Origin of the sequence: Paenibacillus sp. FSL M8-0142, assembly GCF_038597315.1 — a bacterium.
In the GTDB taxonomy this organism is placed as follows: domain Bacteria; phylum Bacillota; class Bacilli; order Paenibacillales; family Paenibacillaceae; genus Paenibacillus_AQ; species Paenibacillus_AQ lactis.
The window spans coordinates 4,945,460-4,960,714 of record NZ_CP152008.1; the positions used below are offsets into that span (position 1 = coordinate 4,945,460).

At 50.1% G+C, this 15,255-nt stretch carries 16 protein-coding genes and 1 pseudogene; 9 read left to right on the plus strand and 8 right to left on the minus strand.

The window, feature by feature from the left end:
• Nucleotides 1-344: 344 nt before the first annotated feature.
• From NSQ46_RS22785 to NSQ46_RS22800, 4 genes and pseudogenes are all read right to left on the minus strand, one after another.
• Nucleotides 345-1,286 (minus strand): copper amine oxidase N-terminal domain-containing protein, encoded by a 942-nt coding sequence (locus NSQ46_RS22785; RefSeq protein ID WP_342574784.1) that lies wholly within the window; start codon nucleotides 1,284-1,286, stop codon nucleotides 345-347.
• Nucleotides 1,287-1,700: 414 nt separating this feature from the next.
• Nucleotides 1,701-2,039, minus strand: a pseudogene (locus NSQ46_RS22790) (HTH domain-containing protein); the annotation flags it as partial.
• A gap of 102 nt (nucleotides 2,040-2,141) precedes the next feature.
• Nucleotides 2,142-2,882, minus strand: a complete 741-nt coding sequence (locus NSQ46_RS22795) for a hypothetical protein (RefSeq protein ID WP_341034127.1) — start codon at nucleotides 2,880-2,882, stop codon at nucleotides 2,142-2,144.
• A gap of 223 nt (nucleotides 2,883-3,105) precedes the next feature.
• Nucleotides 3,106-3,261 (minus strand): hypothetical protein, encoded by a 156-nt coding sequence (locus tag NSQ46_RS22800; RefSeq protein WP_341034128.1) that lies wholly within the window; start codon nucleotides 3,259-3,261, stop codon nucleotides 3,106-3,108.
• Between the two features lie 267 nt (nucleotides 3,262-3,528).
• Here NSQ46_RS22800 and NSQ46_RS22805 point away from each other — a divergent pair, with 267 nt between their 5' ends.
• From NSQ46_RS22805 to queF, 6 genes are all read left to right on the plus strand, one after another.
• On the plus strand, nucleotides 3,529-3,957 hold the full coding sequence (locus tag NSQ46_RS22805; protein ID WP_341034129.1) for a hypothetical protein: 429 nt from the start codon (nucleotides 3,529-3,531) through the stop codon (nucleotides 3,955-3,957).
• Between the two features lie 37 nt (nucleotides 3,958-3,994).
• Nucleotides 3,995-4,699, plus strand: a complete 705-nt coding sequence (locus NSQ46_RS22810; RefSeq protein WP_007130813.1) for an AIM24 family protein — start codon at nucleotides 3,995-3,997, stop codon at nucleotides 4,697-4,699.
• 290 nt (nucleotides 4,700-4,989) lie between these two features.
• Nucleotides 4,990-5,670, plus strand: a complete 681-nt coding sequence (gene queC / locus NSQ46_RS22815; RefSeq protein WP_341034130.1) for a 7-cyano-7-deazaguanine synthase QueC — start codon at nucleotides 4,990-4,992, stop codon at nucleotides 5,668-5,670.
• Nucleotides 5,667-6,158: a 6-carboxytetrahydropterin synthase QueD gene (gene queD / locus NSQ46_RS22820; RefSeq protein ID WP_007130815.1), complete on the plus strand. Its 492-nt coding sequence runs from the start codon at nucleotides 5,667-5,669 to the stop codon at nucleotides 6,156-6,158. The genes queC and queD overlap by 4 nt, the downstream gene beginning before the upstream one ends.
• A gap of 76 nt (nucleotides 6,159-6,234) precedes the next feature.
• Entirely contained in the window at nucleotides 6,235-6,945 is a 711-nt protein-coding gene (gene queE / locus NSQ46_RS22825; RefSeq protein WP_341035048.1) for a 7-carboxy-7-deazaguanine synthase QueE, read from the plus strand.
• 78 nt (nucleotides 6,946-7,023) lie between these two features.
• Nucleotides 7,024-7,521, plus strand: coding sequence for a preQ(1) synthase (gene queF, locus NSQ46_RS22830; RefSeq protein ID WP_007130817.1), 498 nt, complete (start codon nucleotides 7,024-7,026; stop codon nucleotides 7,519-7,521).
• A gap of 176 nt (nucleotides 7,522-7,697) precedes the next feature.
• Here the strand turns inward: queF and NSQ46_RS22835 are convergent, their stop codons facing one another.
• Both NSQ46_RS22835 and NSQ46_RS22840 read right to left on the minus strand, forming a co-directional pair.
• Nucleotides 7,698-8,609 carry an EcsC family protein gene (locus NSQ46_RS22835; RefSeq protein WP_028406451.1) on the minus strand — a complete coding sequence of 304 codons (912 nt, stop codon included), beginning with the start codon at nucleotides 8,607-8,609 and terminating at the stop codon, nucleotides 7,698-7,700.
• 224 nt (nucleotides 8,610-8,833) lie between these two features.
• Nucleotides 8,834-9,322: a Dps family protein gene (locus NSQ46_RS22840; RefSeq protein ID WP_341035049.1), complete on the minus strand. Its 489-nt coding sequence runs from the start codon at nucleotides 9,320-9,322 to the stop codon at nucleotides 8,834-8,836.
• A gap of 328 nt (nucleotides 9,323-9,650) precedes the next feature.
• On the opposite strand from NSQ46_RS22840, the gene NSQ46_RS22845 reads away from it, so the two are divergent.
• Complete coding sequence (locus NSQ46_RS22845; RefSeq protein WP_341034131.1) at nucleotides 9,651-10,760, plus strand: GNAT family N-acetyltransferase; 1,110 nt, start codon at nucleotides 9,651-9,653, stop codon at nucleotides 10,758-10,760.
• Nucleotides 10,761-11,010: 250 nt separating this feature from the next.
• On the opposite strand, the gene NSQ46_RS22850 is transcribed toward NSQ46_RS22845, so the two are convergent.
• The gene (locus NSQ46_RS22850) at nucleotides 11,011-11,688 is read right to left on the minus strand and encodes a general stress protein (RefSeq protein WP_007130821.1); all 678 of its coding nucleotides are present in this window, start codon (nucleotides 11,686-11,688) and stop codon (nucleotides 11,011-11,013) included.
• Nucleotides 11,689-11,918: 230 nt separating this feature from the next.
• Between NSQ46_RS22850 and NSQ46_RS22855 the strand changes: the two genes are divergently transcribed.
• Nucleotides 11,919-12,872, plus strand: coding sequence for a hypothetical protein (locus tag NSQ46_RS22855; protein WP_342574789.1), 954 nt, complete (start codon nucleotides 11,919-11,921; stop codon nucleotides 12,870-12,872).
• Nucleotides 12,873-12,943: 71 nt separating this feature from the next.
• Nucleotides 12,944-13,183 carry an NHLP leader peptide family RiPP precursor gene (locus tag NSQ46_RS22860; RefSeq protein ID WP_007130823.1) on the plus strand — a complete coding sequence of 80 codons (240 nt, stop codon included), beginning with the start codon at nucleotides 12,944-12,946 and terminating at the stop codon, nucleotides 13,181-13,183.
• Between the two features lie 96 nt (nucleotides 13,184-13,279).
• Here the strand turns inward: NSQ46_RS22860 and NSQ46_RS22865 are convergent, their stop codons facing one another.
• A complete protein-coding gene (locus NSQ46_RS22865; protein ID WP_342574790.1) occupies nucleotides 13,280-15,145 on the minus strand; it encodes an ATP-binding protein in 1,866 nt (621 codons plus the stop codon).
• Nucleotides 15,146-15,255: the final 110 nt, after the last annotated feature.

The window sequence follows — 15,255 nt, forward strand, 5'->3', positions numbered from 1 at the left end:
ATTTTATCTCCATACTGCCGATTATAATCAAATTTGCTTACCCGAATATCCTTTATTTTACGAGAGGAGTTAAATTCAAACATGTAATCAAAGCCATCTACATCTGTCTTACCGCCAGGTGGTGTATTAACCCATTGCCCAGCAGCATTGCTCCAAGTTTCATAGTATACCATTCCAACAAAATAAAATTTATCATGGTTGTTGGGATCTTGAAACATCCGATTGACTCCGATGGCTTCTGCTTTACCGGGATTTATAATAAGTACAGTAGTGACTAGCACTAGGAAGGAAAACGTAATCTGAGCAAACTTTTTTAATTTCGCACTCAACATACCGTGACTCCCTTATTTAAATGGATTAATGAGTGCCACGATATAGTCATCAACTTTGTACGTGCTGAAGGCAATGTAATCAGCTTTATTTAATTTAAATTTGGTGTAGTCATGGGTCTGAATGTATTTTCCTGTTTGGAATTTATCCGTACCGTTTACGACCGGATAATAATTTGTTGCAGTACCATCCCTGTTATTCTCGAATGCATTATCTACCCCGGTACGATATTTTGCATAATCATTTTTAACCATAAAGAAAATTGGTGTTCCCCTCTCTGAACTGCGTATGGCAATGTATTCATAACCTTTTCTTTTCACTAACTTGATGTCATAAATAATCTCACCATTACCTAGCTTGATTGGCAACTGTTTCGTCGTAATAACCTTTATCCCTTTGAATAATTGACCAACATCAGTAGTCTTTTCAAATAAATACGGATTTTTCATATACGCCTTAAAATCACTCAACGGCCGCAGCTTAAACTCCGCATCATCGGTATTCCGGAATGTTTTCTCACCAATCCAGACCCACCGGCCAACCTTATCCCACTCCACCTTTTCGCCCAGCCCTTCACTGACAAGCCGCAGCGGCACAAAGGTACGGTTTTGTTTCAAGATCACCTTCGTCCCGTAGTCTTTCGCTTTCTCGTTCACCTGGGCGCTCGTTTGGCCCACGGTCATTTTTACAAGGTCATCGCCCTTTCGAATTTCAACGATCGTCTTGCCGCCAGACTTGCTGTAGCTGATCTTCCCGCCGAGCGCTTCGGAGACGAACCGGATCGGTACCATGACGCTGCCTTGGCTATCTTGGAACGGCTTGGCATCCGGAAAGCTCAGCTTGTTAGCGTTCAATAGGACTTCAACCTGACTTGGGCTCGAGGCCTCTGCTCCATAGGTCCCCACTACGGATAATGCCACCATACTCAACAACATCGTCAGAATGATTTTTTTCATCGATCTTCATGCTCCCCTCTCCATTTCTCATAAACTAGTTATGCATGTCGTGCATCCCTTGCACGGATCTCCTTTCTACGCCCTTGCTTAGGGACGTTGTGCCGCTATACCCCCATCCGGATCAGCAATTGACAGATTCTGATCCCTAGAGATAAATTGTAGTCATTTTATCATATATTCATATAATTTGGTATATTATCCCTATATTTTCATAGTCTTTAAGACACTATTCGCATTGAAGAAGAATGAGTTTATAGTCCTAAACAACAAAAACCCCGAATGACTGTCACATGCCAATTCCATGTGCTTCATTCGGGGCTTCACATTTACGATGTGCGATTTCGTCTGCGAAAATTAGGCTTGGACAGAGGAATCATCACGGTCCCCCGCCTGGATTTCGGCCTTTTCCGCACTTTGTTTATATACGGCAGCCAGCACTTTTTCATAAGCGCTTTCAAATTCTATGGGCAGCAGCGGTTTGATTTTGTCCATTACGGGCATCAGCTTGAATAGTGCCTGCACCTCTTCTTCCGTCAAACCAAGCGGATACATGGCAAAATGGCCGATAAACGTATATCCGCGCCCGCGCCCCTGGTGGGTGATGGGGATATGCATCGCGCTGAGCGCATCCATATCACGATAGATGGTTCTTTCACTCGTTCCGCAGCGTTCCGCAAGCTCTCTCGCCAAAATTCCGGGTCTTGCTTGTACAAGGGTAATGATTCTCATTAGTCGGATCAGTCTGTCTGTCATATGCATTCTCCCTATCTCTCTAGTAAATTAGACGTATATTTTATGACTATAAAATAGTACATTCGACCCTGATATCATTTTTCCTTTTTTGGACAAAGATTCTTAATAACTAGCATCAGAATAAGCCTTAAGTCCTTGTCTTTTCGCAATGCGGGAACGGAACTTACGGTATGTATCCATATACAAAGTGCTTAACCTATACAAAGCCTCCGCTTCTTTTAAATAATCGGCATCCTCTAAACGTGCGGCGTACAGCAGCATTTCATCGGCCCGTCTAAGAATAATCGCTTCCCCTTCGGCCAGTTTTCCACGCTGCATTTCCTGTCTGGCTTGCTCCACGATCATCGGATTCTGCAGCAATTTGAGTGCCTTTTCCACACGATGATCGGCGCCCCGCTTTATTAATGCCGTACTGTTGCTGAACTGGAGGGGGATTGTTCGAGACGGCTGCAGCACCATCTTTTGTTTGATCACATCCAGATAAGTCCACAGCATCGTGACAATGGGGTAAACACCTGACGGCCGGGGGCCGACCGACAGATCGAGCACCAGCCGCCTTACCTTTCCTTCGGACAATGTGCCCAGCGATAATGAGAGATTCCGGTCATTCAGCATTTCGCCTTCGCATCCGTACATACCACCAAGCTGCACGCGCTCACCCAATTGGAGATGCAGTTGAACTTGATCCGCGAGCAGCTGTTTGGAACCTTTTGCCGGCAATTTCGGCCCTAAGACTCCACCCCTCCACTCGATCAGCAGAAAGACTTGATTACAGCCGCTAGCTGCTACCTGGTTATGGCTCCATAAAAAATCCGAATACAACCCTGACTGCAATACATCCACCTCTTTCCTCTTCTTCTAATAATGTACCAATAGAGATGGACATCTTACTGTCATGGAACATATGTTCGATAAATGTTTTCGACAAAAAAAGACCGCAGCCTCTATCGCTGCAGTCTTTGTCATGGATTCTGTCAGAGCCGATTAGATAACCGGCAACCGCCTTGTCATTCCTCCCAGGGAACCCAAAGCTCCTTCTAAAAAAAGTAGTCGCTGTATGACCTGCTTAACCAATCACCGTGCTCGCAGCCCTGCTCGCTTCACTGCGGGCCTCCTCTGCACGCCCGCCGGGCGCGTAGGTGACTTTATCAATAACCAGGCCGTTTCCAACCGGTTTGCCGTTTACGGTAATCATGATTTTTTTCACGTTATTGTTATTCATATGCATAATCTCCTTATTTCGAAAATTCTATTAGTTTGTCATCTTGTTCAAAAGCGTGTCTATTATTCCTTGTCGGATTCTGCCTTTCATGCCTGAGCATGCTTGGCCGCTGCTTGCCAACATCTATTTACCCGATTCAACCGCCTATTAAACATCCTGGCGGCCCGAGATGAAACGCCGCCTCTCCAGTGGGTAAATGATACTATGGAAACTTGTTCCTCTATCATTTCGTATGTACTATTATATATCAAAGGACGGTGATCCCTCATGGACAAGTCTGCACGATCTAAGCTGATCCGACTTTCTTTGATATTACTGGCGACAGGGATCGCGCTTCCCCTCGGAGGCCGCACGGCCAGCGCCGGCTACATCAGTAATTTGTACGACAATATACAGCAATTTCGTGAATTGCCGCAAGAGGTTACCGAGCTGAAGGACAGCTATAATCAAACCTTGCAAGAGCTGGATCGGGCTCGGATGAATACGGAAAAGCTCCAGCAGCAAAATGCGGAGCTAGCGGAGCAAAATCGGCAATTGACGCAAATGGTGAACCAGCTGCAGGAAGCGGAAGCCGCCCGAAAGCGGGGAGCGGAACGGCTGAAGAACCTGGCGATTACGGCGGCCGCGCTAGCTGCAGGATATTTTTTGCTGATACGCGCCCTTCGATTCGGCATGCGCCGAACGAACCGCTTTTAAATAAGCAGCCAGTCAGACTGATAAAGGAGGTGGGCGTGTGATTATCCGAATGGAAGATACGTCCGGCGGCGGGGCTGGACAAGCGGTTACCTTTTCCTTGGCCGACGGCGACATTGCACATGTGCTGCATCCCGATCAGATTGTAGCGTACCGGGGTCCCTCGACCGGGCGAAGCGACCGTCTGATGAACGTGAAAGGGATATACCGGAAGAAGAAGCTGATCCGCGCCGACATCAGCGGTCCCAGCCAGTTTACGGCGGCCCTCCCTCCGGGCTTCAACATGCATGAGATCCGGCTGGAAGGCGGGGAGGACATGCTCTACGATTTCAGGCATGTATTCTTCTATACCAGTAATGTAACAATGCAGACCCGTATTTTGAAATTTAAAAATATGCTCGTTACGCGGGACGCCATTAAAATGAAGTTTTCCGGCAGCGGCAGCATCGGCATCCTGACCCAAGGTCCGGTCTGCAAGGTGAAGCTGCACCCTACGGAGCCGCTATACGTCGATGCAGGCAGCATCATTGCCTATCCGGAAGGAGCCAAACTGGATTTGACCGTATACGGTAACCACCTGGCAAGCCAGCATATGAATTACCATTGGAAGCTTACCGGAGAAGGATATGTCCTGTTTCAGGCCGGGCGGCAGAACCAGCGGCTGGTCGACGAATTCAACGATGAAGGGATTATCAAGCGCTTCTTACGGGAAGCAATTCCCTTTGGCGGAGTGTTTATCAAATAATGTCCCCGTGTTATAATGTAGGGCATAAGTACCCGGCTGCAGCGCAAGAGCCGCTAGCGGCCGCTAGTGACAACAGAAGACAAGTCCATACGCTGCAAAGCGTATGGGAGAGGTTCGCGAACTCCCTCTATAAAAAACTACATTGTCTTATTCGGCATCGAATTATCTTTTTTAAGCTGCCGTGAAAATAAGGCTTGTTTTTTTGCGGATTCAGTTCAAGAACTTCTCTATTCTTCTACGGGATCGGCCTTCGGGCTCCCCTAAAACTATGAAGAATGAGAGGTTTTTTTATGCTTAAACATGAAAAAGCGGTCGTCGTGTTCAGCGGCGGCCAAGACAGCACCACCTGTCTGTTCTGGGCGAAGGAACGCTTTGCCCAGGTGGAGACGGTCACCTTCGATTACGGCCAGCGCCACAAGCTTGAGATCGAATGCGCCGCCCAGATCGCCAAAGAACAAGGCGTGAAGCAAACCGTGCTCGATATGAGCCTGTTGAACCAGCTGGCTCCCAATGCGTTGACACGCACCGATATTGAAATCAAGGAAGGCGACCAAGGCTTGCCAACCACGTTCGTGGAGGGTCGGAACCTCCTCTTTCTTAGCTTCGCTGCCGTCCTTGCGAAAGGAATCGGAGCCAAGCATCTCGTAACCGGCGTATGCGAGACGGACTTCAGCGGCTATCCCGATTGCCGCGACAGCTTTATCAAATCGCTCAATGTGACGCTGAATCTGGCCATGGACTATCCTTTTGTCATTCATACCCCGCTCATGTGGCTGGACAAAGCGGAAACATGGGAGCTCGCAGACCAGATGAACGCCCTGGAATATATCCGTGATCATACGCTGACCTGCTATAACGGCATTAAAGGCGACGGCTGCGGGGAATGCCCTGCCTGCAAGCTGAGAAAAGCCGGATTGGATAAATATTTGAGCCGCAGGAACGCGAGCGTTGAAGGGGGGCGCACGGTATGAGCCGAGAGCCTGGAGCATTTCGGATCGTTGAACGGCTGCAGAAGCTCGGCGAGGATATCGATGCCGGCAGCCTGCGCTACCACCGGAAGCGCGTGCTCGTCTCCAAGGAATTTACGTTCGATGCAGCACATCATCTGCATGCTTATGAAGGAAAATGCAAGAACCTCCACGGGCATACCTATAAAGTCGTATTCGGCATCAGCGGCATTCCGGATGAAGTCGGAATTACCGTTGATTTCGGTGAAATTAAGGACATATGGAAATCGGAGATCGAGCCTTATCTCGACCATCGATATCTGAACGAAACGCTGCCTCCGATGAACACCACGGCGGAGAATATGGTCGTATGGCTGTTTGAGAAAATGGAAGCCGCCCTCAGCGCCAAGCCATCCCATGAGCAGCAGGGAACGCGCACCGAATTCGTGCGTTTGTTCGAAACACCGACCAGCTATGCCGAGGTCAGACGGGAGTGGATGCTAGGTGAATAATCAGCATAGTAAGGCAGAGACCGGCACAAGCGGAGGCGCATTCGCTGCGGCAACCGTCGACCGCCCCATTCCGGTAATGGAAATTTTCGGCCCTACCGTACAAGGCGAAGGGATGGTCGTTGGCCGAAAAACGATGTTCGTCCGCACGGCGGGCTGTGATTACCGCTGCGCCTGGTGCGATTCCGCGTTTACGTGGGACGGATCGGCGGCAGATTCGATCCGCAAGATGAGCACTGATGAAATATGGCAGGAGCTGTATCGTCTTGGGGGAGAACGGTTCGACCACGTCACCCTTTCGGGCGGCAACCCCGCCCTGCTGTCCCAATTAGGCTCCCTTGTGGATGAGCTGCACCGGCACGGCATTACCGTTGCGGTAGAGACGCAAGGCTCCCGCTGGCAGGATTGGCTGAACGACATCGATGAAGTCACCATATCGCCGAAGCCGCCGAGCTCCGGTATGGAGACGGATTGGGAGAAGCTTGACATCATGATCTCCCGCTTGTCCGCGCGCCAGCCCGGCCGCTCCTTCAGCTTGAAGGTGGTCGTATTCGACGATGCCGATCTGGCTTACGCCGAAACGGTGCATGAGCGATATCCGAATGTCCCGTTTTACCTGCAAACCGGCAACCCGGATGTCAGCACAAGTGATACGTCCTCCCATGTCAGCTACCTGCTGGAGCGATACGAGTGGCTGGTGAATGCGGTTATGCAATCCGATCGGCTCAACGATGTGCGCGTCCTTCCCCAGCTGCATACGCTCGTATGGGGCAATAAGCGCGGCGTCTAGACAGCTGTCCGGCATACCGCTTGATGGCCTAATGAACCTGAACAGAAAACGATTATAATATAGAGGAGTTATGCATTCATGGCTGGAAGACAAAGAGAGGAAATGCAAGAGGTTACCCTGCTGGGCAACCAAGGCACGAAATATACCTTCGAGTATGATCCCGGCATCCTGGAAAGCTTCGACAATAAGCATCCATATCGGGATTACTTCGTAAAATTCAACTGCCCCGAGTTTACAAGCCTGTGTCCGATTACGGGCCAACCGGACTTTGCCACCATTTACATCAGCTACATTCCGGATATTAAAATGGTGGAGAGCAAGTCCCTGAAGCTGTATCTGTTCAGCTTCCGCAATCATGGCGATTTCCATGAAGACTGCGTCAACATCATCATGAACGATTTGATTAAGCTGATGGATCCGAGATATATTGAAGTGTGGGGCAAATTCACTCCGCGCGGCGGGATATCCATCGATCCGTACTGCAACTACGGCCGTCCCGGAACCAAATACGAGGAAATGGCTGCACAGCGTCTCATGAATCATGATCTGTATCCGGAAAAAGTGGATAACCGTTAAATACAAGTTACCTGTACTGGTAACAAGTACAGGTACAAGTTAGATTTACAAGCAATCTATCACTTCTTATACGATGCTTTCCTCTAGGCATTCATATCCATAAGGGCCGCTCCATTTACGGAGCGGCCCTCTTTTTAGTCTCAATCTGCACCCATTCTTCTGGCTTAGCTGAAAACTTACAGCGGATATTCCATATTGCGCAGTCGGTGGTTCAGGCGACGTTTTTTGTAGAGCATCTTTCCGGCTTCCGCCACGTCCCCGATGGTGCCCTTGTTGTTGATCGAGCCGAATACAATCCCGGCAATCGGAATAAGCTGGAACAGCTTCTTCATTCCGAAGCTGTCCGTGTACGACTGGATCACTTCCCTCCAGCCCTGCAGCTGGGAGAATACCTGATCCGTCCCCTTCTCGTCATCAAAGCTGGCGAGCTCCTCCAGCACCGCCTTCTTGCCCACTATATCGGCGGAAGCGAACTGCAGGCACTTCACGATAAACACCCGCTCCCTGGTATCGTTCGGATCATAGCCGTAGCATAGCGCCATCTCTTGAAGCACCTTTAGTGACTGTCCGAGCACCATCGGAATATCGACTGCAATCGTAAAGACGCCGCCGATCCCGGTGGCTGCCCCTTGGGCGGCGGCAAATTTGACACGTTTAGCTGTCAAAATATCCGCCGCGGCATCCATCACCTGCAGCGGCAAACGAGAAGCCTCGGTCAAGGTCAGCTTCTGATCGCCTGAGCCATCCGCCGCGTTGCCACCTGTACGGGAAGGATCGGTTTCTTCTTCGATCTCCCACGCTTCGGCTTCCTTGGAAGCGGTCCCCTCAGCTCCCGCCGTTTTGGCCAACAGATTCATTACGGACTGCTCGCGCACCAGATACTGGCCTCCGGTCTGGATAAAGCTGCCAACATCGTTAAGCGCCTCGCCGATTTTATTCCGCACGGCCTTCGGTGTCAGCCGATCCAGAAGCATGAAGGGGATTCTGCCGAGCTTTTCCCAGAACATCACGTCTTTCTGTTCTTTTTCCCAGACCAATATCTCTTGAAGCTGTGACTCCAACACTTGCCGTGATTCCATTTCTGCCATGTTCACAATCTCCTCTTCAATTCAGCGTTAACTATGGAGTATATACGCATCAAACGTAAAAACGGCGCAGTATTTTTCAAAACTGATGCCTCAGCACGATATCGCCCAAATCGAGCAGCCCCATTATAGCCAGCTAATCATACGAAAAAGCCATCCCATCTGGGATGGCCATTTTACGATGTTTTTCGAAATGTAATGAACATCAAGCAACCTGTATACGCCGCTTATTTGCCCAAAAATGCGTTCAACATCCAGGCATGCTTCTGAATATCGGTCATCATGCCCGTGAACAAGTCGGCTGTCGCATCGTCACCTGCTGCATCGGCTGCCGCGATCCCCTGCTTAAGCTCGGCTGCGATCGTTTCATAATCAGCGATAAGCTGGCTCACCATCTCTTCAGCGCTGTTCTCACCGTTCGCTTCTTGAAGCGTCGTCAGCTGCAGATACTGGGCCATGCTTGCTGCCGGTTTGCCACCGATGGCCAGCAGCCGCTCAGCCAGCTCGTCCACGTAATCGGCTGCCACGTTATACAGCTCCTCAAACTTCTCATGCAGCACGTAAAACTGTGGCCCTTTCACATACCAGTGGTAATGGTGCAGCTTTACGCCCAGCAGGCTCCAGTTCGCAACTTGGAGATTAAGGATGCTGTGGAGCTCGTTTTCACCCTGCAGGTTTTGAGTCAAATTTACATTCGCGTTCGTATTTGTATTCATCATCTATATCGTCTCCTTTAGTTGATATTGTATTTAGACTTATTCTAAATCCTTGTCTTTATAATATCAGATTTTCATCTTATTTGCAAAGCAATTCACGATTTCTTAGATGAAGTTAGGATGAAGATTTTTCTCTGTTTTTATACCCTATCATAAGTGCTCTTTGCCGAGCCGGCTGTGAATTGAATCATGTTGTTCTTCAGGTGATGGGTGCTGAGAGCGTTTTATCCATAAAAATCTATTAATTTGTAAACGTTTACTGGAAATCCCGAGGTCTGTCACCTTATACTGGTGTTAAGTGACAATCATAGGGAGGTGAAATACCCCAGTGCATATTTCTATCATGAATTCCGATCAACTGACCCAAGCGATTGAATTATCCGATCGTATTTTTCTTAAGCAGCCCGAGCAGCCCTCCATGGGCGTATCCTTCCCGCTTATCTTCTCTCCGGGTATCAGCCATTCATACGGAGCATGGGATCAAGAGAAGCTTGTCTCGTTCATGGGATTTGTCCCGTTTATGATGAAGATCCACGGAGCAAGGCTGAACGTATTCTCGATCGGATCCGTATGTACGGACCCAGACTATCGGGGACAGCGGCTTGCCGGTTCGCTGCTTCAAGCATGCATCAAGCATGGCGAAGCTTCAGGCGCATCCCTGATCTTCATCTCCGGAGGGAGATCCCTGTACACCCGTGCCGGCAGCCGTTTGTTCGGCCGGGCCCAGCGCTTTCAGGTGACCCCTTCCATGGTCGAGCCCCTTCGGTCCTCCACCGCAAAGCAGGTTCAGATCCGGGCCATGAAGCCGGAGGATCTGTTGCAAGTGCACGCGCTTATGGAAGATCGGGAAGCTGGGTATATGTCGACGCCTACCGAGCTTGGCAAGCTGCTTGACGCAAGCGCCTATTCCAACGTGATCCGGCTTGAGCAGCAAGTGCTTGTCGCCGAGCAGAACGGGGAATTGTCGGCATTCGCAATCATTGCCGTGCCCGGAACCGTGATGACGCCTTCCCGCGCATCCACGCTTGTGGAATGGGGCGGCAGCCCGGAAGCCGCCGCGCTGGTCATTGCTGAAGCAATCGCCGGTTTTAACCTGCCGGAGCTGATCATTCCACTGGCCTGGCAGGACCGAGAGCTCGCCGCGCTGCTTCAATCCGCCGGTGCCATGCCGGAATCGATCCAGAATGACGGGACGGTTTACCTGGTGAACGGAATCCGGCTTCTGGATCAGCTGGCTCCGCTGCTGCCGGAAGGCGCCATCCAAGCCGATGGGGAGCATGGACCTTATCGCATTACGCTCTCGGGGGAGACTGTTGTCCTGGATGACGAAGGACTGCTGTCGCTCCTGTTCGACCCTTTGTCTCCGTACCGGATTCAAGGGACAGCAGCGTTCGACCCGATTCCGCTGCCATATACCTCCGGGCTGCAGTATATTTAAATAAGCCAACGGATACCGAATACTCATCGAACCGAAGGTTCACCGAGGTTTGGCCTGATAGTAAATTTTTTATCCTAGAGATGAGCCGCTTTTCCAGATTTAATAGGCATAAAGTGATTGATGGCAAACCGTAACTGCGAAAGGAAATCCATAACGGTTACTGAAGTGGCTTGACAGCAGGAAGAGGGGCTGCCCCAGATCGATGATCTTGTGGGACAGCCCCTCATTTTATAGAGTAATATATAGTATCTTAAAGTCTCTTAGATGACCCTTCGCGGCCCGTGCTTACACCATCAGGTCTCACCGCGCCTCCGTCCCCGTTGCCATAGCCGTGATACAAATTCGGATCCGGAACGGCATCCTCGGTAGCCGCCGCCGCTTCCGTGCGGGAATCGATTGGGGAGCCCGTGCCGTTGTACGTTGTTCCTTGACGGTAATGATGCTCATTAAGCGCGCTGTTGCTGCGGAAGATATCATATACCTTTCCGCCGCGGCTCTCATCCGCATCCACCATGACGAGAATATGCCCTTCATCCACATAGCTTCCGTATTCCTTCGCCTGATCTTCCGGTATGCCGAGTCCGATCAATCCTCCAACCAGCCCGCCTGCGCCTGCTCCGACGGCAGCTCCCGTAAGAGTGGCAGCGATGGGACCTGCAGCGACAATCGGGCCGATGCCCGGTATAGCAAGCGCGCCGAGCCCGGCAAGCAGTCCGGTTACGCCGCCCAGGACGCCGCCTGTTGCTGCCCCGGACGCCAGGCCTTCCGGCGCCTTCGTCCCTGTCTCTTCCTCAATCGCCGACGTTTCACCGCGATCCTTTGCAATGACAGAGATTTCATCTGCTCTGAACCCTTGCGACTTCAGTTCCTCTATAGCGCGAGTTGCTTCCTCTTCCGAACGAAAAGCACCAACAATCTTCTGAGTCATATGAGTTACCTCCTTATGGTCATTTCAGTTATCGGTGTACACTTCATTCTTAAACGTCTGAGGACTTGATCAAACAACAGATCCCGGCCAAAAGGCATCGTTCCATCGATTTCCATACCGAGCGGAAGAATCTCCCCTGAATTTGAATGGTAATATTTAACTATTAAGTTATTCATGCTAGAATTAAAAGTAAGTAATTCCCAATAAAATAGAAATAGGCTGGTGATTCGATGAATTGGTTTAAGCCATTCGAGGACGATCTTGCTGCCGTATTTGCGCAATGCGAAGCTCGATTGTCGGACCTGCCCCCTCCGTTGAATGAACTCGGAATTTCGTATTTGCGCGCTTTCGACGTCTTCGAGCAAGACAGCTCCAAAAACTACATCTGTTATCTACTTCCCTTCTGGATGAAAGAACTTACCACACTCCCAGCAGAAAGTTACCGCCACCTGGCAGCAGCCAACATCATCGGCATGCTCTACTATTTCATTCAAGACGACATCATGGACTCTGTTCGGGAGAGTCCATCCCCGCTCCATGTGAAACAGCATCTTGCACTCGCGACCCTTTTATATTCGGAATTCCTTGCGATGTACCAAGCTTACTTCCCGCCTGACTCCGCATTCTGGCAATTTTTCAAAGTTTATAATCAAGAATGGTCGGATGGCGTCATTCACGAGAGCAGCGCTGATTATTTCGTGAACGTGCCGATTGGAGTCGCCAAGAAGGCCGCTCCGGTTAAACTCGGCAGCACTGCCGTCCTCCTTCTGGCGGAACGCCCTGAGCTGATTCCTGCCGCGAATGACATGATGAACCACGTGCTGCTGACCTTGCAGATGATGGACGATTGGATGGACTGGAAGCAGGATCTTGCAGACGGCAGCTACAACTGCCTGCTCGCTATGATTAAAGCAAGGCTAGGGCGTCCCTGGGATGCAGCGCTAACCGAAGCGGAAGCTCAAGAGGCGATTTATATCCGCAACCTCTTGAAGCCTTATGCAGCGATTGCAGCCGAGACGCATACCCGCCTGACAGAGACCGGGCTTGACTCGCCGAATCTGATATCCTTCCATTATACGATGGTGGACGAGCTCATTTCGGATGCAAATCATATCGAAAACAGCAAGCAAACTCTGGCTTTAGGCGGTTTGAATTATTATTTGTCTATATCAACCAAAAAATAATAGATTTTAAATTTATTCCATGGTATCCTTAAAGAGTAAATTATAACCATTTATTTGAAAGGGTGATTCTAATGACAACAGAAGCCATCTTTCAAACGCAACTGATTCAAAAAGCATGGGAGGATCCTAGCTTTAAAGCAAAGCTGGTCAGCGATCCGAAATCAGCGATCAAGGAAGTACTTGGCGTGCGAATCCCCGACCACATTGAAGTAAGAACGCTCGAAGAGCAGCCCAATGAGCTGTACCTGGTCATCCCTCCGAATCCGGCAGGCGTGATCAAGTCCGAAGCCAAAGAAAGAGCCATCTGGTAAAGACTACATAACAGCCCGGGATTTACTCATACATGGAAGAACACGAAGCAAAGAGTGGGGACTGGAAGCCTTCCGCCAAGTCCGCAGCCTACGATTTTATTCGTAAGCTGCGGGCAGCGTGATAACGGCATCCGTCCCCACTCCTTTTTTACTTGTAAATTGAATGCTGCCATCCATGGCCTCGATAATTCGAAACGTGACCATAAGCCCGAGTCCCGTCCCTTTCGTCTTGTTGGAGAAGTACGGCTCGCCTAACCGGGCCAGCACATCCTCCCCCATTCCTTCGCCGTTATCCACGACGTGTATGTATACCCGCCCCTGCTTCTGATAGCAGCGGATCTGGATGACCCCCTCCTCTTGCAAAGCTTCAATGCTGTTCTTGATAATGTTAATGAACGCCTGCTTGAACTTGGAGGAATTGCCGCGTACGGCAAGGTCCTCTGGAATGTCCACGGTGATCTTTCCGCCATGCAGATGCGCAAGCGGCGCAAGAATCCCCTCGATATGCTTGAATTCGTCGGAGATCTGAAGCACGGTGTCCTTGCCGAACTCCGGCTTGGCAAAGGTCAGGAAGTCCGTAATAATGCCCGACGCCCGATCCAGCTCCACCAGCGCCAAATCCAGATACTCGCGTTCAGCCGCCTTGGCCTTGCCCATGAGCAGCTGTAGAAATCCTCGTGTTACTTGAAGCGGGTTGCGGACTTCATGGGCTACCGAGGCTGCAAGCTCGCTGATGATCTCCATCTTCTCGGAGCGCTGCAGCTCATTGTTGAACATCTCCAGCTCCTTGGAGTATTGGAGAATCCGTTCATGATTTTTGGCAAAATGGCGCCCCAGAATGACAATGAGCGATACGATAAAGACGACAACGCCCCATTTCCATAAAAACAGATTATAGCTTCCCCGGCTGAGGAAAAACTGCAGCAGCTCGCCCAATCCGATAACGGCAAACGCGGCAAAGCCTGCATTGAAAATGACGGCATCCCTGTTTCCTTTGATGGCAAAATACATCGAGCTTCCGATCAGCAGCGTGAATTGCAGGATCATAACAACGCCGAGCACCTGCACGGAAAAGAAGTAGTACAGCCCAAACCACTGGTTTGCGGCCAGTTGATTGGCGATCAGGAACAGAATACAAAACAAGGAGTAAAACACTTGGAAATTGCGCAGTTTGTGAAGCATGCCCTTCCAGCCATCACCGAATATTTTTTCGAAAAACAGGCTGAACGAAGGCAGAAGGACGAGTAATGAAATATCATACATGTGTGTAAAGATGTTTCCGTATTCTTCAAAAACGGTGTAAAGGAAAGGGGAGTAAGTAAACACCAGGATGCCGACAGATAGGATGGTAAAGGCCAAAGAAAGGACGGCGACCAGATATTTATTGTTCAAAAAGACAGCACATATGAGCATCACGAAGGCAATGAATAAGAAGGCGCTGCCTAAAATGATATCGCCCAGATTCGATCGGACAAACCGGTTCAGAAGCTCGTGGTATGGGCCGATCACGATTTTTCCGTCGACCATAATATGATCTCTTGCCGTTTCCAGCCATACATACAGGTCCTGGCCGGATAAATCCTCATGCAGCGGGAGCAAGATATGGTTCAGCTCATAATTGTAGGTTCTCGCGGATTCATAGATTTTCCGTTCGCCGGCAAACACCGCTACCTGCTGTCCGTGAAGCTTGTCTATTAGTATGCCTTGCGAGGAGGAGGAGATATCCGGAAGTTTCATATGAATCCATGCCGACGTCTTGCTCTGCGGCTTCGGGTGTTCGGAAATCCGGGCGGAGCCTTCCACCCAAATCTCTCCCTCTGGCGGCGCACGATCCGGCACTTCCCCTGCATCCGACCATAGAATTCGCCACTCCTTAATCACAGCTGACGCTGGCGCACTGGCAGCGCCGGAGGATAACCCCGGAATGCCGAGGGTAATACCAATTGTGATGATCAGGGACATACCGATTCTCCATCCAGATCTCATGCACGCACCTCAAACATTATAATGAATATCTCCTAAAAGTATTCGATGCGTTAAAACATTCCCCCTTCTAAAATTCATAATTATGA